Below are 19,319 nucleotides of genomic sequence, written 5' to 3' on the forward strand. Positions count from 1 at the left end.
GCTCACAGGTTGTACTGTTTGCGTTTGCGGTACAGGGTCGAGGCGTCGATACCCAGGGTCTTGGCTGCTTGATCGAGGGTACCGGCGCTGGCAAGTACGGCGCCGATGTGGGCTTTTTCCAGCTCATCCAGGCTCAAGGCGGCGCCGATGCGCGGGGCGTTGTTGGTGGGCTGTTCGGCCATCCCCAAATGACTGATCTCGACCCGCTCCTGCGGACAGATGATGCTCGCTCGCTCCACGACGTTTCGCAGTTCGCGGATGTTGCCGGGCCAGCGGTAGCCCAGCAGCGCTTCGCGTGCCTCGTCGCTGAAGCCGCGGGCCGGGCGCGCGTACTCCTTGACGAAGCGGGCCAGGAAGCGATCGGCCAGGGTCAGGATGTCCTCGGCGCGCTCACGTAGCGGGGGCAGGTGCAGGGTGATGACGTTCAGGCGGTAGAGCAGGTCCTCACGGAAGCGCCCGTCGCGGACCATGTCTTCCAGGTTGAGGTTGGTGGCCGCGAGGATTCGTACATCAGCGCGCCGGGTAACCGGGTCGCCGACCCGCTCATATTCCTTGTCCTGAATGAAGCGCAGCAGTTTGGGCTGCAAAGTCAGGGGAAAGTCGCCGATCTCGTCGAGAAACAGGGTGCCGCCGTCTGCCTGGTTAACCCGGCCGAGGGTGCTTTCGCTGGCGCCGGTGAACGCCCCCCGACTATGGCCGAACAGCTCGCTTTCCATCAGCTCGGCGGTCAGTGACGGGCAGTTGATGGTCACGCAGGATTTTTTCGCGCGCTTGCTCCAGCCATGAATGGCTCGCGCCAACTCGCCTTTACCGGTGCCGGACTCGCCGAGTATCAGGATATTGGCGTCGGTGCTAGCGACCTGGCGGGCGGTTTCGAGCACCACCTTCATGGCCGGGCTGTGGGAATCCAAACCGTCGCTGGGTTTGCGCATTTCACCTTCAAGGGCTTCAAGGCGGGCCGAGAGCTGCCGCACTTCAAGCTGCTTGGCGGTGGCCAGGCGCAGTTGGTCTGGGCTGCACGGTTTTACCAGGTAGTCGGCGGCGCCGGCTTGAATGGCGTCGACGGCGGTGTCCACGGCCGAGTGAGCGGTGACGATGACCACGCGCATCCAGGGTGCCTGGATGCGCATTTGCGCCAGCACGTCGAGGCCGTTGTCCTCGCCCAGGCGCAAGTCGAGGAAACACAGGTCGAAGACTTGGCGTTGCAGCAGGACATCGGCCTGGGCAGCGCTGTTGGCGGTGGCGACGCTGTAGCCTTCGTCTTCAAGGCAGTAGCGGAAGGTGCGCAGGATGGCGGACTCATCGTCCACCAGCAGAATGCGGCCTTGATGCTCGTTGGCGGATTCCATTTTTCCTACGCTCCTTAAATGAATGATCTTAGTTAGTCCCGACGAAATCGGGCAAGTTGCATGGTTGATTCTGGTCGCTTCTGCTCAAAGCCGGGGAGTTATTCCCTCTCAACTTCGCTAACTATATGAAATAGCTAGATTTTTAGCGAAAAATCGGAGTCCTGCAGCGCACCTGTCTCCTTTTCTGACATCTGCGGCACCTCATACATTCCAAAAATTTTCCCTCGGCTGCAAATCAATCGTGCAGAACGCACGACCCGTGCTCGGTGCATCGTGCAGGATGCGTTCAGCTTGGATTTTTAATTAAGGATAAGTGTTTGATTTTATTGAGTTTATTTCTGACAGGAAAGATGGCATGCAGGCTGCAATGTACTGAATAGCCCAGGGCGTTCAAGCAGGTCCGCCCTAAACCAATAATAACCACCAGTGTGGGAGGAGTTTCAGGATGAATCGCCAACGTGCCGCCCAATTGCGTCTTTCGCCACTGTATGTCCAGCAAGGGCTGTTCACCGTCCTTGCGCTGGTGATCACCTTGATCGGCGGCCAGCAATTCATGCTCTGGCAGCACAGCCAGCAGCCCGATGCTGCGATTACGCCGACTCAACACTTCACCCAGACCCATTTCAGCGCCGTCAGCAGCCAGACGGCTGATGCGGCCCCCCTGCGCATGATGGACGTCGACCAGGCCCAGCCTGGGTTCGACATGCCCCGTCAGGAGCGTTGGGTGTTCTAGGCAACAGACCTGGTGCCGGCTCCATGCATCGGGAATCGCAGCACCTCTAATCGAAGCGTAAGGAGAGTCATCATGTTGAGCTGGGCAATCACATTCTTGATCATTGCCATTGTCGCTGCCGTACTGGGCTTCGGTGGTATCGCGGGCACCGCCACGGGTATCGCCAAGATTCTCTTTGTCGTGTTCCTGGTGATGTTTGTTGTTTCCTTCTTCTTCGGCCGTCGCGGTCGAGGCTGACACTGAGCGGTTGCGTGAAGGCACTGGCGCCACCCCGTTGCCGGGTGGCAAAGCCAGGGTTCGTTGGATGAGTACAGGAATTGAAAACCGAAAGAGCCCGATAGCGTCTCTTTCCTTTACGCCCACCCGAGGAAGGTGCGCGTATGACCAGGGGGCCGGGACGTTCTGATTGTTGCAGGATCGGAGTGACCTACGGGTACAGGGAGTGCCTGCGTAAGGGCCGGGTCAGGCAAAGCAGCGTCGCCCGTTCGCCGGTCAATCTCGACTGGGGGAACGGGCGGCGCGCTTACGTGGGCAAAACACTGAGTTAGAGCGCTTGAGCTATTCTGCTCGGGTCACAGACAACAATCCTTTCTGCCAAACCATTTCCCAGTGTTTCCTGGCGACCGTATATCGAGAAATTTGCGATTATTTTCTGACCATTTTTCGACGCGTTGCGTAGGGAAAATCGCTGATTTTTGTACGTAATTGACTGGTCAATTAATAACCACCCTGCTCTGCAATGGCCGGTTCACGGCACTTATGCCTGCCGAAATGTCGTATTCGAACCGGTTGGGACGGTCGTTTTACTAAAAAAAACTCATGCCGATTCGGCATAGGGTAGGCGTTTACGGCATTAGACGTGGTCCCGTTGCATCGGAATAGTTGCGCCTTTTTTCGCCTGCCAGAGAGCCGAAATACGCGCTCCGGGTGACCTTATACGGGGGCAGGTGCGCAAACTTTTACGCCATTGGGTGTTCCAGTTCGTGCATCTGCTCGAGTCAAACGCAAGTAAGGGTAATGATATGAAGAAGGCAAAGCTTAGCCTCGCCTGGCAGATCCTCATCGGTCTGGTCCTGGGTATAGCAATCGGCGCACTGCTCAACCACTTCAGTGCTGAAAAAGCCTGGTGGATCAGTAACGTCCTGCAACCAGCGGGCGATATCTTTATCCGTCTGATCAAGATGATCGTGATCCCGATCGTGATCTCCTCGCTGATCGTCGGCATTGCTGGCGTGGGTGATGCGAAGAAACTCGGGCGCATTGGCCTGAAGACCATCATCTACTTCGAAATCGTCACCACCATCGCCATTCTCGTGGGCCTGGTGCTGGCCAACCTGTTCCATCCGGGCTCCGGCATCGACATGAGCACCCTGGGTACTGTGGATATTTCCAAGTACCAGGCGACGGCGGCCGAGGTTCAGCATGAACATGCGTTCATCGAAACCATCCTCAACCTGATTCCATCGAACATCTTTGCCGCCATGGCGCGTGGTGAGATGCTGCCGATCATCTTCTTCTCGGTGCTGTTCGGTCTCGGCTTGTCGAGCCTGCAGTCGGACCTGCGCGAACCGCTGGTGAAGATGTTCCAGGGCGTATCGGAAAGCATGTTCAAGGTCACTCACATGATCATGAACTACGCGCCGATCGGTGTGTTTGCCCTGATCGCGGTGACCGTGGCCAACTTCGGCTTCGCCTCCCTGCTGCCGCTGGCCAAACTGGTGATCCTGGTTTACTTCGCCATCGCCTTCTTCGCCTTCGTGGTGCTGGGCATCATCGCTCGCCTGTTCGGCTTCTCGGTGATCAAGCTGATGCGCATCTTCAAGGATGAGCTGGTGTTGGCCTACTCCACCGCGAGCTCGGAAACCGTGCTGCCGCGCGTGATCGAGAAGATGGAAGCCTACGGCGCGCCGAAAGCCGTTTGCAGCTTTGTGGTACCGACTGGCTACTCGTTCAACCTCGACGGTTCGACCCTGTACCAGAGCATCGCGGCAATCTTCATTGCCCAGTTGTACGGTATCGACCTGTCGATCAGTCAGCAGTTGCTGCTGGTCCTGACCCTGATGGTCACCTCCAAAGGTATCGCCGGCGTGCCGGGCGTGTCCTTCGTGGTCCTGCTGGCCACCCTGGGCAGCGTTGGTATTCCGCTGGAAGGCCTGGCGTTCATCGCCGGTGTCGACCGCATCATGGACATGGCGCGTACCGCTCTGAACGTGATCGGCAATGCCCTGGCCGTACTGGTCATCTCTCGTTGGGAAGGCATGTACGACGATGCCAAGGGCCAGCGTTACTGGAACTCCCTGCCGCACTGGCGCAGCAAGGACAAGCTGCCGGCTGGTGAGACGACCAACCACTAAATGCGACTCTTGTAGGAGCTGGCGCCGCAAGCTGGCGCCAGCTGCTCCTAGATCCCAGACAAACCCCGGAGAAATCCGGGGTTTGTCGTTTCTGCCCACCCCGCTATCATTCGCCGCATCTTCTGGGGGATTTGACTGATGCTCAACGGCCTGTGGCTTGGCTTTTTCATCGTGGCGGCCATTTCGGCATTGGCGCAGTGGCTGATCGGCGGCAATGCCGGGATCTTCGCGGCGATGGTGGAAAGCATTTTCGCCATGGCCAAACTGTCGGTCGAGGTCATGGTACTGCTGTTCGGCACCCTGACCCTATGGCTGGGCTTTTTGCGGATCGCCGAAAAGGCCGGGATCGTCGAGTGGTTGGCCAAGGCCCTGGGCCCGCTGTTCCTGCGCCTGATGCCGGAAGTGCCGGCGGGCCATCCAGCCATCGGCCTGATCACCCTCAACTTCGCGGCCAACGGCCTGGGCCTGGATAACGCGGCGACGCCGATCGGCCTCAAGGCGATGAAGGCACTGCAAGAGCTCAACCCCAGTGCAACGGTGGCGAGCAATGCGCAGATCCTGTTCCTGGTGCTCAACGCCTCGTCGTTGACGTTGCTGCCGGTGACGATCTTCATGTATCGCGCCCAGCAAGGCGCGCCGGACCCGACCCTGGTATTCCTGCCGATCCTGCTGGCCACCAGCTGTTCGACGCTGGTCGGGCTGCTGTCGGTGGCGTTCATGCAGCGCCTGCGCCTGTGGGACCCGGTGGTGCTTGCCTACCTGATTCCCGGTGCGTTGGTCCTGGGTGGTTTCATGGCCCTGCTGGCGACGCTCTCAGCCACCGCGCTGGCGGGGTTGTCCTCGATCCTCGGCAACCTGACGCTGTTCGGCCTGATCATGCTGTTTCTGGTGATTGGCGCGCTGCGCAAGGTCAAGGTGTATGAAGCATTCGTCGAAGGCGCCAAGGAAGGCTTCGACGTGGCCAAGAACCTGTTGCCCTACCTGGTGGCCATGCTGTGTGCGGTAGGCGTATTGCGGGCTTCCGGGGCGCTGGACTTCGGCCTGGACGGCATTCGCCATCTGGTGGAGTGGGCGGGCTGGGACACGCGCTTTGTCGACGCCTTGCCGACCGCGATGGTCAAGCCATTCTCGGGCAGTGCCGCGCGGGCGATGCTGATCGAAACCATGCAGACCTCCGGCGTCGACAGCTTTCCGGCGCTGGTGGCCGCGACCATTCAGGGCAGCACCGAAACGACCTTCTATGTGTTGGCGGTGTACTTCGGTGCGGTGGGTATCCAGCGTGCCCGGCACGCCGTGGGGTGTGCGCTGTTGGCGGAACTGGCCGGGGTGCTGGCGGCAATCGCGGTCTGCTACTGGTTCTTTGGCTGAACCCATTATCGTTGACGACTTTCGCGAGCAAGCCGCAAGCGGGCGCTCGCTCCAGTTGAACGTGCCAATCTGTAGCAGCTGCCGAGCTCGCGAGGCTGCGTTCGAGGACGCAGTCCTCGCCGGGTTGGCGTGGGTCCTTGGCGTCTGCTTCGCAGCCGAACGGAGCCTCGCGGGCTCGACAGCTGCTACAAGGATGCTGCTGCGGGTTTGGGAGCGTGCCTCTGTCCCTGCTCCACCGTCCAGGCAACCACTTGCCGGGTCAGCGTATCGCCGGCCTGGCCAAACCCGGTGACCACGCCTGGCACCTTGACGTCACTCACCGGCTGGCGCACTTCAAAGCGCTTGCTGGCGAGGATGCGCTGATCGCTGCCGCGCACCAGCAGGGCATCCAGGCGAATCACCACCTGCACGCCATTGCCCTGGTACTCACTCTGGAACGCCTGCAGGTTGCCAGCCAGTTCCAGGTCAGTCTGCAGGTTGCTGTCATCGGTGCTCAGCAGGCGCACCCGACCGTCCTCGGCGAAGCCATCGAGCAGGCGGTTACGCAGCAGGATCGGGGTGGGATCGCTCCAGCGCGAGGCCTTGTAGCTGCTGATCAGGTCGCCTTGGGGGATTACTGCGATTTTCGCGCTGTTAAGCACATCGCCCGCTTGCGGCTTGGCCAGACGCAGCGACCATGTCACAGGAGTGGCTCGCGTCGTGGTTGCCAGGCCTTGGGTTGCAGGCAGGCGATACACATCCTGCGGCTCGGCCTTGGGCAGAATCGAGCAGGCGCTGGCCAGGGCCAGGCTTGCCAGCAGGGCCCCGTGGGCGAATGGGCGGTAGACGCGCTTCATGGTGTGAACTCCTTGTCCGTGTCGCTGCCGAGCAGGTAACCGCTAGGGTTGGACTCCAGGCGACGAGAGATGGCCCGCAGCGAGCTCAGGGTATCGCGTAATTCGCGCACGGCCGGCGCCAGGCCGTTGAGACCCTGCATGCCGTTGCTCAGGGCGTCCTGATTGCTCGTCAGCAGCGTATTGATGGTTGCCGTGCTTTGCTCCAGGGACTTCATCGCTTGTCCGGCGCTGCCGAACATCTGCTTGCCCTGGTCGTTGAGCAGGCCGTTGGCGTTGCGCATCAGCGCGGTGGTCTGTTCCAGGGTGGCGGTGGCCTGTTTGCCGATGGCCGACAGTTGCTGCATGGCTTGGCGGATATCGCCCCGCTGCTCGGCAATGGCCCCGGTGGTTTGCTCCAGGTTGGCCAGGGTCTTGCCGAGGCGGTCGACGTTCTCCGGCGAGAGCATCTGGTTGGCGTTGTACAGCAGGCGGTTAATGCTGCTCATCACGTCGTCGCTGTTGTTCAGCAGGCGCGCGATAGGCGATGGCGAGGCGACGATCACCGGCAACTTGCCGTCCTTGCCCCGCAATTCAGGGCTTTGTGGTGTACCGCCACTGAGCTGGATGATCGAGGTACCGGTGATGCCGGTCAGGGCCAGCTTGGCCTGGGTGTCTTCCTTGATCGGGGTATCGCCGCCCAGGCGGATGCGTGCCAGGACCCGGCGCGGGTCCTTGGGGTCCAGGCGCAGGCTCACCACATCGCCAACCTTGATCCCGCTGTACTGCACCGCGCTGCCTTTGGACAGGCCGCTGACCGCCTCGTTGAAGACCACCTCGTAGTCCTTGAACTCGCTGTCGACGCTGGATTTGGCCAGCCACAGACCGAACAGCAAGGCACCGGCCACTACCAGGACGGTGAACAGGCCGATCAATACATGATGGGCTCGGGTTTCCATGTCATACCTCGTTGAGCTGTGAAGCGGCGCCAAGCGCCGCGCGGCCGCGAGGGCCATGAAAGTATTCGTGAATCCAGGCGTCGTCGGTTTCCGAGACGACATCGATGGCATCCGCCACCAGCACCTTCTTCTGCGCCAGCACCGCCACCCGGTCGGTGATGGTGTAGAGCGTGTCGAGGTCATGGGTGACCAGGAACACGCTCAGCCCCAGCGCATCGCGCAGGGTCAGGATCAATTGATCGAAGGCGGCCGCGCCAATGGGGTCGAGGCCGGCGGTCGGTTCATCGAGAAACAGGATGTCCGGGTCCAGCGCCAGCGCCCGGGCCAGGGCCGCGCGCTTGATCATGCCGCCGGACAGCGAGGCCGGGTATTTGTCGGCGGCCGACAGCGGCAGCCCGGCCAGCGCCAGCTTCACCGCGGCCAGGTGTTCGGCATCCGCGCGGCTCAGCCCGGCATGCTCGATCAGTGGCAGCGCGACGTTTTCGGTCACGGTCAGCGACGAAAACAGCGCGCCCTTCTGGAACAGCACGCCGAAGCGCCGTTCCACCATCGAACGTTCGTGCTCCGAGAGGCTCGGCAGGTTCTTGCCGAACACCGTCACAGCCCCTTCGCTAGGCTGGCGCAGGCCAATGATGCTGCGCAGCAACACCGACTTGCCGCTGCCGGAGCCACCCACCACGCCGAGAATCTCGCCCTTGTACAAATCCAGGTCGAGGTTTTCATGCACGCTCTGGCTGCCGAATCGATTGCACAGCCCACGGACTTCGATCACCGCCTCGGTCGGCGCACGGGGTAAGCGACTCACCAGCCCATCTCCATAAAGAACAGTGCGGCGACCGCATCCAGGACGATCACCACGAAAATCGATTGCACCACGCTGGAGGTGGTGTGGGCGCCGACGGACTCGGCACTGCCGCTGACCTTGAAGCCTTCCAGGCAGCCGACGGCGGCGATCAGGAAGGCGAAGATCGGTGCCTTGACCATGCCTACCAGGAAGTGTTGGACGCCGATATCCGACTGCAGCAGCGAGAGGAACATCGCCGGCGAGATATCCAGCGAGAGGGCGCAGACCACGCCGCCGCCGACAATCCCCGAGAGCATCGCCAGGAACGTCAGCATCGGCAGGGCCACCAGCAACGCCAGGACCCGCGGCACCACCAGCAGTTCGACCGGGTCCAGGCCCAGGGTGCGGATGGCGTCGATTTCTTCGTTGGCCTTCATCGAGCCGATTTGTGCGGTAAAGGCACTGGCGGTGCGGCCCGCCATGAGGATCGCGGTCAGCAGCACGCCGAATTCACGCAGGAACGAGAACGCCACCAGGTCCACGGTAAAGATGCTGGCGCCAAAACTGGCGAGCACCGTGGCGCCGAGGAAGGCCACGACCGCGCCCACCAGGAAGGTCAGCAGCGCGACGATCGGAGCGGCATCAAGCCCGGTCTGCTCAATGTGCGCGACCATGGGCGTAATTCGCCAGCGGGAGGGACGAAACAGGCCGCGGGCGATGGTTTCCAGGATCAGGCCGACGAACCCCAGCAGTTTCAGCGAGTCTTGCCAGACGGTGTCCACGGCCCGGCCAATACGGGTCAGCAACTGAATGCCGACGTTGATCTCGGGTTGTTTTACCGGGACACAGAAGTCGGCCATCGAGTCATAGACCGTTTGCAGCAGCGCGCGGTCTGCGGCGCACAGGCTGCAGTCGGGATGCTCGGCGGTTTTGCCGAGGCGCTCTGCCCCCAGCAATTCGACCAGCAAGGAGGCACCGGCGGTGTCGAGCGCGCCCAGGCCATTGAGGTCAATGGTGGCGCGGTCGTCATACTGGCCCTTGAGGGTTTCGCTCAACTGCTTGAGGTTGGCGTAGTGGGCAAGCGTCCAGTCGCCCGTGACCCTGAGCTGCGCAGGGCTGTGGGAAGTATCGAGCTGGGCAGTGCCGGTTGTCGTATCGCTCATAAGCTCCTTGCTTGTTCGGCTGCGACGCAGTGCTACCTAATAGCACGAACCTTGTTACTTTGCCTGGTTCGGCGCCGGGTTGTCTTGACCTGTGTCGGTGACCACGAAGCGCAGCACACCAATCACCTGGCCGTCTTCGGTCAGCACCCGGACCTGCCATTTGCCGGCCGGGTTGCCAGGGAAGTTCTGCTTGTGGGTCCAGGCCCGGTAGCCTTCCTTGCGCCCACCGTGGATATCCAGGGCGATACGGTCGACTTCCTTGCCGTTGAATTTCCACACGTGATAGATCCGCTCGTCCAGACCGCGCGGGGCGTTGATGGCGGTGTAGGCGTACAGGCCGTCGCCCCGCAACTGGGCGACGCTGACCTGCTCCAGGCTGGCGCCCGGGGTGCGGTCCTGCAATTGAGTGCTGATCGCCACCTCGGTCATCCACAGGGTGGCTGGCGGTACCCAGGAGCGCAGGAACCAGCCGGTGGCGCCGATCGCCACGGTGATGCACAGCACGCTGAGGCCACCGCGCAAGGTGCGAATCGGAAAGATCGACGCCAGGCTCGGGAAGGACAGCAGCATGGCAATGCCCAGCGCCAGCTTGAAACTCTGCGAGGTGGTCAGGTGCAGGATGATCGGCAAGGCGGTCAGCAGGGCGGCAAACAACGTCAGGGTGTGCATCGCCAGGAACAGCCAGCGGCGTGGGGCCAGCCATTTGTAATAGAGCGGGTCAGTGATGGAAATCAGCGCTGCGGCGCCGAGCAGCCCGGTGAACGCCAGTTGCCCGCTGTTCCAGGTGGTGGTGATGAAAAAGAACGGCAGGACAAAAAACAGGCTTTCCTGGTGGATCATCTGGGTCGCGTAGCGCAGCAGCGGCTGCGGAATCTCGCGCTTGAACACCTTGGTGAACAACTGCGTCAGGCTGTTTTCCAGCATCAGCCAGACCCAGCTGACCAGCATGATGATCGCGATCCAGGTGGCCAGGCCTTGCTGGCGGTCCACCAGAATGAAGCTGCCGACCCCCGAGATGAAACCACCGAGCGCGATGACCCCGGGGTAGCGCTTCATCAGCTCGAGGATGCGCTGGACGTAGAGGGTCAGGTTCGGCATTTTGGCGGTTCACAATGGTCGTAGGAAAAACCCACCTAGGATACCAGCGCCGGGAGACATCCGGTCGCCGTGCACCTTCATGTTCGGCGATGAAAGCGCCAACCCAGTGCGCCGAGCACCAATAACCCGACTACCCCACCCAGCAGCCAGGTCAGTTGATCATAGCTGAGCAGCGGTTTTTCGATGCGCACGTATCCTGGCTGTTCGAGCAGTTGCCGCAGGGCCAGGTTCGCCTGTTTGAGCGTCACGGCACGCAGGCGCTTGACCGGGTCGGCAAATCGTCCGTCTGCAAAGTCGCCCAAGGCACCCCAGTAATAGTCGGCCAGTGCGCTATTACCCTGCACCGCCCAAGCCTGACGGGCGATGGCGGCCTGTTTGAGGCGCGCAAAAGTGGCCGGGTCGAGGCCCTTGTGCAGCAGGTCGGCCTTGAGCTGCGCCAGTACCTGCTGCGCCTGGGCCAGGTCATCGCGCTCCAGGTCCGCGTTCAGGCTCATGAAGCCGACTCCGCCGAACACTTCGCGCTCCGCTGCGGGGCCGTAGGACAGGCTGTGGGCCAGGCGCAACTGGCGGTAAAGCGCCCAGTCGAGGTAATCCTTGAGCAGGTCGTAGGTTTCGTCGTATTGGTCGTCGAGGATCGGCTCAGGGAATAGCCAGTGCAGCTTGGCTGCATCGCCGACCCAGCCGTGGATCAGATTCCGCTCGGCCTGGGCCGGGCTTTGTAACTGTGCCAAGGCCGGGTGCACCGTGGGTTCGACCGGCTTCAGATGACCGTAGGTGCGCTCCAGGTAGGCCGGCAACAGGCGATCGAGGTCGCCGACGACGATCAGTGTCATGTTGTTGGGGGCGTACCACTCCTGGCGTACCTGTTCCAGCTGTTCACGGGTCAGCGAGTGGACTTCGGAGCGCTCCTGGCACTTGAGCCCCAGTTCCACGGCCAACTGGTTGCTGGCGGTATGGCCCAGGTCCTGGCGATCGAGCCAGCGCTGCAGGTGGGAGTAGTGGCCACCGTCTTCACGTTCGACCACCTGTTTGGCGGCATTGATCGCGTTGTCGTCGATGTGGGTTTCGGTCAGCAGCGCCAGGAGCAAGTCGAGGACCTTGCGCTGGTTCTTCGCCGGAGCCTCGATGACAAAGGTGGTGTCGGCATTGCTGGTGAAGGCATTCCATTCCCCACCGAGGCCTTGCATGCGCTCCTCCAGCCCTCCTTCGCCGCCGGCATCGATACCGCTGAACAGCACATGCTCCAGCAGGTGTGGCAGTTCCTTGTCGGCGCAGGAAAAGTCGTCGAGGCCCACGCCGACGACCAGGCGGATTGCCACATGCCCACGCTCAGCGCTCGGCTTGAGCAGGATCTGCAGACCGTTTTGCAGCACGTAGCCCTCGACTTGCAGACGGTCCAGGGCCCAGGTGCAGGAGGAGCCCAGCAGCAGGCACGCAAACAACAGACAACGCATAACAACCTTCCTGGCGGGTAAATGCGGGGAGCGGGGTTTTCCCTCAAGCTTTGCAAATGACTGCTGGCAACGCTAGACGTTCAGGGAGAATGGGTGATGTCAGCCATGTCGTCGACCGCCAGGGCGCCGGTTTCGGAGGTCTCCAGCACCACATAGGCGCTGCTGCAGAATAGCGAGTTCAAGCGTTTCATGTCGGCGATCAGTTCCAGGTGCAGGGAACTGGTCTCGATGCTTTGTACGATCTTGCGTTGCAGGCGGCTGACGTGGGCGTGGGCCAGGCGCCTTTCCTGGGCACGGAAGCGCCGTTTCTCACGCAGCAATTGCCGGGCGCTTTCCTTGTCGGCACTGAGGAACACCGAGAGCCCCAGGCGCAGGTTGGCAATCAACTGCTGGTGCAGCCCGGCGAGTTCTTCCAGGCCCACATCGGAAAAGGAGCGGCGCTGCGAGGTCTTTTGCTGCTGGACTTTGCGCAACATGCGCTCGATCAGGTCCGAGGCCAGTTTGAGGTTGATCGCCAGTTCGATGATTTCCGCCCAGCGCCGGCTGTCCTGGTCACTCAGGTCTTCGCGGGGCATCTGCGCCAGGTAGAGCTTGATCGCGCTGTAGAGGGCCTCGACGTCATCGCTCAGGCTGCGCATTTGCTGGGGCACCGCGGTCTGCTTGCCACGCAGCACGTCGAGCATGGCTTGGAGCATGTTCTCGATCAGGTCGCCCATGCGCAGGGTTTCCCGCGCTGCATTGGCCAGGGCCAGGCTGGGGGTGACCAGGGCGGTCAGGTCCAGGTGCCTGGCCTTGGCCTGGCCGTTGGTTTCCGGGCGTTCTGGCAGCAGCCAGGCACACAGCCGCGCCATGGGGCCGACGCTGGGCAGCAGCACCAGGCAGCGCGCCGTGTTGTAGAGCAGATGAAAGCCGATCACCAGGCCCTGCGGGCTGTAGTCGAGACTGTCCATCCAGTGCACGAGGGGGTCGAGTACCGGAATGATCAGCAGCAGCCCGATCAACTTGTACAGCAGGCTGCCCAGCGCCACTTGGCGGCCAGCGGCGTTCTGCATGCTGGTACTGAGGAAGGCCAGCACCCCGCTGCCGATGTTGGCGCCAATCACCAGGCCGATGGCCACGGGCAAGCTGATGACCCCGGCACCAGCGAGGGTTGCGGTGAGCAGGACGGCAGCCAGGCTGGAGTAGGAAATCATCGCGAACAGTGCGCCGATCAAGGCATCGAGCAGGATGTCGCCAGTCAGGGAGGCAAACAGCACCTTGACGCCCTGGGCGTGGGTGATCGGCGCGGCCGCTTCGACAATAAGCTGCAGTGCCAGGATGATCAGTCCCAGACCAATGCTGACTCGACCCATCTGGCCCACGCGGGTCTGCTTGCGTGAGAGGAACAGGATCACCCCGAGGAAAATCAGCAGCGGCGACAGCCAGGACAGGTCCAGAGTCAGGACGCGGGCCATCAGTGCGGTACCGACATCGGCGCCGAGCATGGTCGCCAGCGCGGGGGTCAGTGCCATCAGGCCTTGGCCGACAAAGGAGGTCACCAGCATCGCGGTGGCGTTACTGCTCTGGACCATGGCCGTGACCAGGATCCCGGCAATGAAGGCCAGCCAGCGCTTGGACATGTTGCGGCCAATGACATGGCGCAAGTTGGAACCGTAGACCCGCAAGATGCCGGTTCTGACGATGTGCGTGCCCCAGATCAGCAAGGCCACGGCAGACAATAAATTGAGCAGGGTCAGCATGACAGGCCCCCTGGTGGAATAGCGCCCCAAAGGGGCAAGTCAGCGGTACCGCGCGATTTTCTACATTCTGTACTTAAGCTGTAGTTCGCTAACGGCCGTGGCGCCAGCATCGCATGCCTAAAGCGTCAAATGAAACAAAACTGTCATGAAAACAGCTTCATGCGGACGTAAAAAAGGGGGCTTGCGAGAGCCCCCTTCTTCCTACATCCGGCTCAGGTTACTGGCCCGGGATGTCCTTGCGCAGCTTGACAGGGTCCTGTTGCTTGCGCTTTTTCGCGATTGCGGTGCGCATCTTGATGTTGACCGCTTCCACTGCCAGCGAGAACGCCATAGCGAAGTAGACATAGCCTTTTGGCACATGCACTTCGAAGGCTTCGGCGATCAGCACGGTACCGACCACCAGCAGGAACGACAGCGCGAGCATTTTCAGCGACGGGTGCTTGTCGATGAAGGTGCTGATGGTGCCGGCAGCCAGCATCATCACCAGGACGGCAACGACGATCGCGGCGACCATGACCGGCACATGAGAAACCATGCCCACGGCGGTGATGACCGAGTCCAGGGAGAACACGATGTCGATGATCGCGATCTGGATGATGGTGTAGAGGAAGTTGCCGCCCTTGCCGGTAGGCTCTTCGGAGGTTTCGTCTTCACCTTCCAGTGCGTGGTACATCTCCTGGGAGCTTTTCCACAGCAGGAACAGGCCACCGAAGAACAGGATCAGGTCGCGTCCGGAAATGCCCTGGCCGAAGACCACGAACAGGTCGGCGGTCAGGCGCATTACCCAGGTGATCGACAGCAGCAACAGGATCCGGGTGACCATGGCCAGGGCCAGGCCGAAGATCCGGGTGCGTGCCTGCATATGCTTGGGCATGCGGCTGACCAGGATCGAGATCATGATGATGTTGTCGATGCCCAGGACGATTTCCAGGGCCGTCAGTGTCAAGAAGGCAACCCAGATCTCTGGGTTGGTCAGCCATTCCATGTGTATTCCTTTGAGGATGTGTTAAACCACGCCGCCAGCGGCTTCAAAACTCGAAGTCTAGCTGGCGGCGCGGTGAGTTGATGCTCTTATAGAGTGCTGAACAGCGGAAATATCCCCATCAGCAACGCAGCGAACATTATGCACAGGCAAACCAGAACTGCCCACTTGAGGGTGAAGCGCTGGTGGTCGCCGAACTCGATCCCGGCCAGCGCCACCAGCAGGTAGGTCGATGGAACCAGCGGACTGAGCAGGTGCACGGGTTGGCCAACGATCGAGGCGCGGGCCATTTCCACGGCGGTGATGCCGTAGTGGCTGGCGGCCTCGGCAAGAACCGGTAACACGCCATAGTAAAATGCATCGTTGGACATGAAAAAGGTGAACGGCATGCTCACCAGGGCTGTGATCACGGCCAGGTAAGGGCCGAGGAAGTCCGGGATCACTGCCAGCAGGCTTTTCGACATCGCGTCGACCATGCCGGTACCGGTCAGGATGCCGGTGAAGATACCCGCGGCGAAAATCAGCCCGACGACTGCCAGCACACTGCCGGCGTGAGCCGCGACGCGGTCTTTCTGCTGTTGCAGGCATGGGTAGTTGACGATCATGGCGATGCTGAACGCGACCATGAACAGCACCGGTAGTGGCAGCAGGCCGGCGATCAAGGCACACATCAGGCCCAGGGTCAGGGCGCCGTTGAACCAGATCAGCTTCGGCCGACGGGCATCCGGGAACTGCGACACGCTGATTTCGCTGTGGTCGATTTCATCGCCGATCAAATGCAGTTCACCCAGGCGCGCGCGCTCACGTTTACCGTACATGTAGGCAATCGCCAGGATCGCCACCACACCGGCCAGCATCGCCGGGATCATCGGCACAAAAATATCCGACGGGTCGACGTGCAGTGCACTGGCGGCGCGTGCGGTCGGACCGCCCCAGGGGGTCATGTTCATCACGCCACCGGCCAGGATGATCAGGCCGGCCATGATGCGCGGGCTCATGCCGATGCGGCTGTACAGCGGCAGCATGGCGGCCACGCAGATCATGTAGGTGGTGGCGCCGTCACCGTCCAGGGACACCACCAGGGCCAGCACCGCGGTGCCGACGGATACTTTCAGCGGGTCACCCTTGACCAGCTTGAGGATCTTGCGCACGGCCGGGTCGAACAGGCCGGAGTCGATCATCAGGGCGAAATAGAGGATGGCGAACATCAGCATCACCCCGGTCGGGGCCAGCTTGGTGATGCCTTCGAGCATCATCGGGCCGATTTTCGGCGCAAAACCGCCAAACAGGGCGAACAGGATCGGCACGATGATCAGGGCGATCAGCGCCGACAGGCGCTTGGTCATGATCAGGTACATGAACGTGATGACCATGGCAAAGCCAAGGAAAGTCAGCATGGGAATACTCCAGACGTAGCGCGACTAGGGAATGGCGGACCGGTTGTGATCAGCGCAGAACGGGTAGCACGAGGCGTACGAAGGGAGTCGGGGCGAACAGGCGGGTGCGAGCGGACATCAGAATCACCATTGTTGTTGTTAATTGGGCCGGGCGAACGTTGCGGATTTCGCGTTGGCCAACCGGTCTTTTGCCGGCAGTGGGGGCGATCCTAATCGGCAAACCTTTCAGCTACCTTTCGCCAGACAAACACCGGACGAGATGTGCAAGCGCGCCTGGCGAGGCTTAAAGTGCTGGGCAGTGCCCCGGATTGATGGGGTGCAGTTGGGGATCAGGAGGGTCGGCATGAGCGTACTTCACACCGGCGGCTGCCATTGCGGGCAGCTGCGTTATCAATTCAGCGGGCCGTTGCAGGACATCGCCCATTGCCACTGCTCGATTTGCCGGCGGGTCAGTGGCGGCCTGGTGACCACCTGGATCACCCTGCCCCGTTCAGCCTTCCAGTGGCTGGCGGGCACCCCGGCGCAGTACGACTCTTCGGCCAGCTGTGTGCGCTACTTCTGTGGCCACTGTGGTGCCCAACTGGCGTTGATCACGCACCTGAGCCCGGACAGCATCGATGTGACCATTGCCACCCTGGATCACCCGGAGCGGGCGCCTGCCGAACGGCATATCTGGACCGACAGTCGATTGCCTTGGCTGCACCTGGACGAACACCTCCCCGAAGAACCCGAGGAAACCCTGTAGCAGCTGTCGAGCTCGCGAGGCTGCGTCAACGGCCGCAGGACGTTCGTAATGCCCAGCGCAGGCTACCTTGCACCTGGGGCTCAGGGCAGCTCCAGGCCGCCTGCCGCCTTATGCAGCGCCCGCAGGTGTTCACCCAATTGCTTGACGTTGGCTTCGTTGGCGGCGATCTCCGCTGCCCGGGCCGGCTCCAGCAGGGCGCGGGCCTCTTTGTCGAGGTCGCCGGTCAAGGCTTGCAGTATCTTCTGGCGGCTGCTGCTTTCAGCTTCCAGGCGTTGCCATTCGTTGGCTTGCGGCAACCCGTAGCCACCCTCGTCGAGCAACTCCGCCGGGCGACTGAGGAAGCCGCTGTTGGCGAGGATCTGCTGCAGGGTCTTGTTGGCCCGGTCCATGCCGCCATTCTCCAGCTCCCGCGCATCGAGGTAGCGTTGCTTGACTTCGTTCTGGGCCAGCAGCAGTTGCTGGCGAAAGCTCGCCTGCTCCAGCAACAGCAAGGCGGCGCTGGTGCGCAGGTCGGCCTGGCCGAACCATTGACGGCGATCGGCAGCGCTTGCAGTCAGCCAGTCTTCGACCTTGTCCTGCTTGATCGGCAGGTGCTTTTTCAGCACCTCGAACATGGCTTGATAGCGGTCGCGGAATGAATCGAAGCGATAACCCAGGCGCAAGGCCTCACGTTGATCGTCGAGCACGCTGGTGTCGGCCAGGCCGCGGGCTTTGAGCACTTCCAGCAGGCCGTTGGGCATGATGCTGTCCAGGCCAACCAGTTGCGGATTGTTGCTGCCACTTCGTAACAGTTTCAGGCTCTCTACGGCGCAGTTGTTGGACAGGAAGAAGTAATTACCGTCGTAGCTCCAGTGCATCTCGGCAGCGTGCTCCACCACTTCGTCGATTTCGCTGCGCGACAGGGTCAGCGGGACGGACGCCAGGCTGCGCAATTCGGTCTTGGTGTACTCGTCGATGACTTGTGCCAGGGGCAGCACAAATAGCCGCGAGGGGTACTTGCCGACCAGGCCATCCCAACTCGACAGCTGTACGTCACCGACGAAGGCGCGGTAGGACAGCACCAGGGAATATTCCAGATCCAGCCGGCAATCCGGCCCACGCGGGCGCCCGGGTGCACAGATCACCAGGCGCAACATGCTGTGGCCCCAGCGGCTGACGAGGTTCTGGTTCGCTTCGGCGAGCAGGTAATCGACGGCGTAGACCCGCTCCGGATCGACCTGCCCCAGCGGCTGTTTGCCAAAGTCGTTGCCGGCATTGAGAAAGGCGAAAGACGTGGCGCAGCTGTCCTTGGCCGCCGGTGCCCAGCCAAAGTGCTCCTGGTAATAGCGGTACAACGCCGGACGGCGGCAGGCGTAGCTCGGGTCGAGGAGGAAGTACTCCATGTTGACCGCGACGAACTCCTTGGGGCTGCTGGTTTCGTACAGGTCCGGGCTGCGCGCGATCTGGCGGTTGTGCTGTTCACGTTCCCCGCGCCGGCCCACGTACTGCTGCCAGCCGGCCAGGTCCAGCAGGCGTGGGTCATCGCTGAGGGTGAAGCGCCGGTCGTTCTGGCCGCGGCATTGATCGGGCATGCCGATCAGGCCCGAACTGTTGTGCTGCCGGGTACAGCGCTGGATCAGCAGGCGTTCGGGGCCAGGCCATAAACGCGCACGGTCGTAGATGTGGGTCAGTTCGTGGAGCACCGTGGCCAGCATCTCGCGGCGTACGGTGCCGTGGGGACGGTGGGTCTTTTTAGTGGCAGCGCTACCGTCCGTCAGGCCGGGTAGCAGCTTGCGGTTGAGGTCGAGTTCGGACACCAGGGAGGCCTGGCCGTAGGCGTTGGCCGGCATGTTGTCGGTCCAGCCGACATTGATCCGTCGGTCCAGTTGCTCGACGAAGTGCGGCGGCAGCGCCTGCATCGCCTCGTCCAGCAAGGCCTGGCTGGCCTGCTGTTCTGCCGGGCTCAAGCCTTCGGTCTTGAGGTGCAGTTGCAGGCCGGCCTGGGCCGTTGTGCCAAACAGCAGTGCGGCAGCGGTCAGCAGCCCGGTGACGAACGACCTCACAGTGCGAGGATGGCTTCGGCGAGTACCTGGTCACTGGCGTCGCGGGCTTCCGGCACGCGGGTGCGCAAGGTGTCGAAGGCCGCTTCCAGGTGCGCGCCACGAATATCGCCATTGCTGGCAACGAAACTTGCCGCGTCGTCGTGGGCATCGCGTACGACTTTCGAGTCGCGGATGGACGTCGTCGTGTCCGAGGTGAAATCGAGGGTGCGCTGGGAGGCACGGATAATGATGTTACTGGTGGCTACCAGGGTTTGGGCCTGGGCCATGTCGGCCAACAACAATAGGCCGAGGGTGGCAGCAATCAGCGGGCTACGCATGGAACGACTCCAGAAGAACGTGG

At 61.9% G+C, this 19,319-nt stretch carries 17 protein-coding genes; 5 read left to right on the forward strand and 12 right to left on the reverse strand.

The features are described 5' to 3' along the window. Positions 1–2: 2 nt before the first annotated feature. Positions 3–1,349, reverse strand: a complete 1,347-nt coding sequence (gene algB / locus CKW24_RS02865; protein WP_095165156.1) for a sigma-54-dependent response regulator transcription factor AlgB — start codon at positions 1,347–1,349, stop codon at positions 3–5. A gap of 445 nt (positions 1,350–1,794) precedes the next feature. Between algB and CKW24_RS02870 the strand changes: the two genes are divergently transcribed. The 4 genes from CKW24_RS02870 to CKW24_RS02885 all read left to right on the forward strand — a co-directional run bounded on the left by CKW24_RS02870 (position 1,795) and on the right by CKW24_RS02885 (position 5,804). Continuing rightward, on the forward strand, positions 1,795–2,082 hold the full coding sequence (locus tag CKW24_RS02870; protein WP_095165157.1) for a hypothetical protein: 288 nt from the start codon (positions 1,795–1,797) through the stop codon (positions 2,080–2,082). 72 nt (positions 2,083–2,154) lie between these two features. After that, complete coding sequence (locus tag CKW24_RS02875; protein WP_002555679.1) at positions 2,155–2,319, forward strand: DUF1328 domain-containing protein; 165 nt, start codon at positions 2,155–2,157, stop codon at positions 2,317–2,319. A gap of 785 nt (positions 2,320–3,104) precedes the next feature. Next, positions 3,105–4,436, forward strand: coding sequence for a glutamate/aspartate:proton symporter GltP (gene gltP / locus CKW24_RS02880; RefSeq protein ID WP_095165158.1), 1,332 nt, complete (start codon positions 3,105–3,107; stop codon positions 4,434–4,436). 138 nt (positions 4,437–4,574) lie between these two features. Further along, positions 4,575–5,804 (forward strand): nucleoside recognition domain-containing protein, encoded by a 1,230-nt coding sequence (locus CKW24_RS02885; protein WP_095165159.1) that lies wholly within the window; start codon positions 4,575–4,577, stop codon positions 5,802–5,804. A gap of 185 nt (positions 5,805–5,989) precedes the next feature. Here the strand turns inward: CKW24_RS02885 and CKW24_RS02890 are convergent, their stop codons facing one another. The 9 genes from CKW24_RS02890 to CKW24_RS02930 form a co-directional block, all read right to left on the reverse strand. Next, positions 5,990–6,640: an ABC-type transport auxiliary lipoprotein family protein gene (locus tag CKW24_RS02890; RefSeq protein WP_095165160.1), complete on the reverse strand. Its 651-nt coding sequence runs from the start codon at positions 6,638–6,640 to the stop codon at positions 5,990–5,992. Further along, positions 6,637–7,575, reverse strand: a complete 939-nt coding sequence (locus tag CKW24_RS02895; RefSeq protein ID WP_095165161.1) for an MlaD family protein — start codon at positions 7,573–7,575, stop codon at positions 6,637–6,639. The genes CKW24_RS02890 and CKW24_RS02895 overlap by 4 nt, the downstream gene beginning before the upstream one ends. Position 7,576: 1 nt before the next feature. Then, a complete protein-coding gene (locus tag CKW24_RS02900) occupies positions 7,577–8,380 on the reverse strand; it encodes an ABC transporter ATP-binding protein (protein ID WP_095165162.1) in 804 nt (267 codons plus the stop codon). Further along, a complete protein-coding gene (locus CKW24_RS02905) occupies positions 8,377–9,522 on the reverse strand; it encodes an ABC transporter permease (protein WP_095165164.1) in 1,146 nt (381 codons plus the stop codon). Before CKW24_RS02905 ends, CKW24_RS02900 begins: the two co-directional genes overlap by 4 nt. A gap of 54 nt (positions 9,523–9,576) precedes the next feature. Continuing rightward, positions 9,577–10,620 (reverse strand): DUF5924 family protein, encoded by a 1,044-nt coding sequence (locus tag CKW24_RS02910; protein WP_095165165.1) that lies wholly within the window; start codon positions 10,618–10,620, stop codon positions 9,577–9,579. 77 nt (positions 10,621–10,697) lie between these two features. Next, a complete protein-coding gene (locus tag CKW24_RS02915) occupies positions 10,698–12,074 on the reverse strand; it encodes a pitrilysin family protein (RefSeq protein ID WP_095165166.1) in 1,377 nt (458 codons plus the stop codon). 80 nt (positions 12,075–12,154) lie between these two features. Beyond that, the gene (locus CKW24_RS02920; RefSeq protein ID WP_095165167.1) at positions 12,155–13,813 is read right to left on the reverse strand and encodes a Na/Pi cotransporter family protein; all 1,659 of its coding nucleotides are present in this window, start codon (positions 13,811–13,813) and stop codon (positions 12,155–12,157) included. 217 nt (positions 13,814–14,030) lie between these two features. Then, entirely contained in the window at positions 14,031–14,798 is a 768-nt protein-coding gene (locus CKW24_RS02925) for a TerC family protein (RefSeq protein WP_095165168.1), read from the reverse strand. 86 nt (positions 14,799–14,884) lie between these two features. Then, positions 14,885–16,192 carry a CitMHS family transporter gene (locus CKW24_RS02930; protein ID WP_095165169.1) on the reverse strand — a complete coding sequence of 436 codons (1,308 nt, stop codon included), beginning with the start codon at positions 16,190–16,192 and terminating at the stop codon, positions 14,885–14,887. A gap of 343 nt (positions 16,193–16,535) precedes the next feature. Here CKW24_RS02930 and CKW24_RS02935 point away from each other — a divergent pair, with 343 nt between their 5' ends. Further along, a complete protein-coding gene (locus CKW24_RS02935) occupies positions 16,536–16,937 on the forward strand; it encodes a GFA family protein (RefSeq protein WP_095165170.1) in 402 nt (133 codons plus the stop codon). 80 nt (positions 16,938–17,017) lie between these two features. On the opposite strand, the gene CKW24_RS02940 is transcribed toward CKW24_RS02935, so the two are convergent. Both CKW24_RS02940 and CKW24_RS02945 read right to left on the reverse strand, forming a co-directional pair. Beyond that, on the reverse strand, positions 17,018–18,979 hold the full coding sequence (locus tag CKW24_RS02940; protein WP_095165171.1) for a DUF4105 domain-containing protein: 1,962 nt from the start codon (positions 18,977–18,979) through the stop codon (positions 17,018–17,020). Next, a complete protein-coding gene (locus CKW24_RS02945) occupies positions 18,976–19,296 on the reverse strand; it encodes a DUF2388 domain-containing protein (protein ID WP_095165173.1) in 321 nt (106 codons plus the stop codon). Before CKW24_RS02945 ends, CKW24_RS02940 begins: the two co-directional genes overlap by 4 nt. Between the last annotated feature and the right edge of the window lie 23 nt (positions 19,297–19,319).

The organism is Pseudomonas sp. Irchel 3H3 (genome assembly GCF_900187635.1).
Classification (GTDB): Bacteria; Pseudomonadota; Gammaproteobacteria; order Pseudomonadales; family Pseudomonadaceae; genus Aquipseudomonas.

Coding starts and splice junctions, on each gene's coding strand:
- CKW24_RS02890 (WP_095165160.1), bottom strand. CDS start 6,640: ATGAAGCGCGTCTACCGCCCATTCGCCCACGGGGCCCTGCTGGCAAGC.
- algB (WP_095165156.1), bottom strand. CDS start 1,349: ATGGAATCCGCCAACGAGCATCAAGGCCGCATTCTGCTGGTGGACGAT.
- CKW24_RS02935 (WP_095165170.1), top strand. CDS start 16,536: ATGAGCGTACTTCACACCGGCGGCTGCCATTGCGGGCAGCTGCGTTAT.
- CKW24_RS02930 (WP_095165169.1), bottom strand. CDS start 16,192: ATGCTGACTTTCCTTGGCTTTGCCATGGTCATCACGTTCATGTACCTG.
- CKW24_RS02885 (WP_095165159.1), top strand. CDS start 4,575: ATGCTCAACGGCCTGTGGCTTGGCTTTTTCATCGTGGCGGCCATTTCG.
- CKW24_RS02910 (WP_095165165.1), bottom strand. CDS start 10,620: ATGCCGAACCTGACCCTCTACGTCCAGCGCATCCTCGAGCTGATGAAG.
- CKW24_RS02925 (WP_095165168.1), bottom strand. CDS start 14,798: ATGGAATGGCTGACCAACCCAGAGATCTGGGTTGCCTTCTTGACACTG.
- CKW24_RS02895 (WP_095165161.1), bottom strand. CDS start 7,575: ATGGAAACCCGAGCCCATCATGTATTGATCGGCCTGTTCACCGTCCTG.
- CKW24_RS02920 (WP_095165167.1), bottom strand. CDS start 13,813: ATGCTGACCCTGCTCAATTTATTGTCTGCCGTGGCCTTGCTGATCTGG.
- CKW24_RS02905 (WP_095165164.1), bottom strand. CDS start 9,522: ATGAGCGATACGACAACCGGCACTGCCCAGCTCGATACTTCCCACAGC.
- CKW24_RS02915 (WP_095165166.1), bottom strand. CDS start 12,074: ATGCGTTGTCTGTTGTTTGCGTGCCTGCTGCTGGGCTCCTCCTGCACC.
- CKW24_RS02875 (WP_002555679.1), top strand. CDS start 2,155: ATGTTGAGCTGGGCAATCACATTCTTGATCATTGCCATTGTCGCTGCC.
- CKW24_RS02945 (WP_095165173.1), bottom strand. CDS start 19,296: ATGCGTAGCCCGCTGATTGCTGCCACCCTCGGCCTATTGTTGTTGGCC.
- CKW24_RS02870 (WP_095165157.1), top strand. CDS start 1,795: ATGAATCGCCAACGTGCCGCCCAATTGCGTCTTTCGCCACTGTATGTC.
- gltP (WP_095165158.1), top strand. CDS start 3,105: ATGAAGAAGGCAAAGCTTAGCCTCGCCTGGCAGATCCTCATCGGTCTG.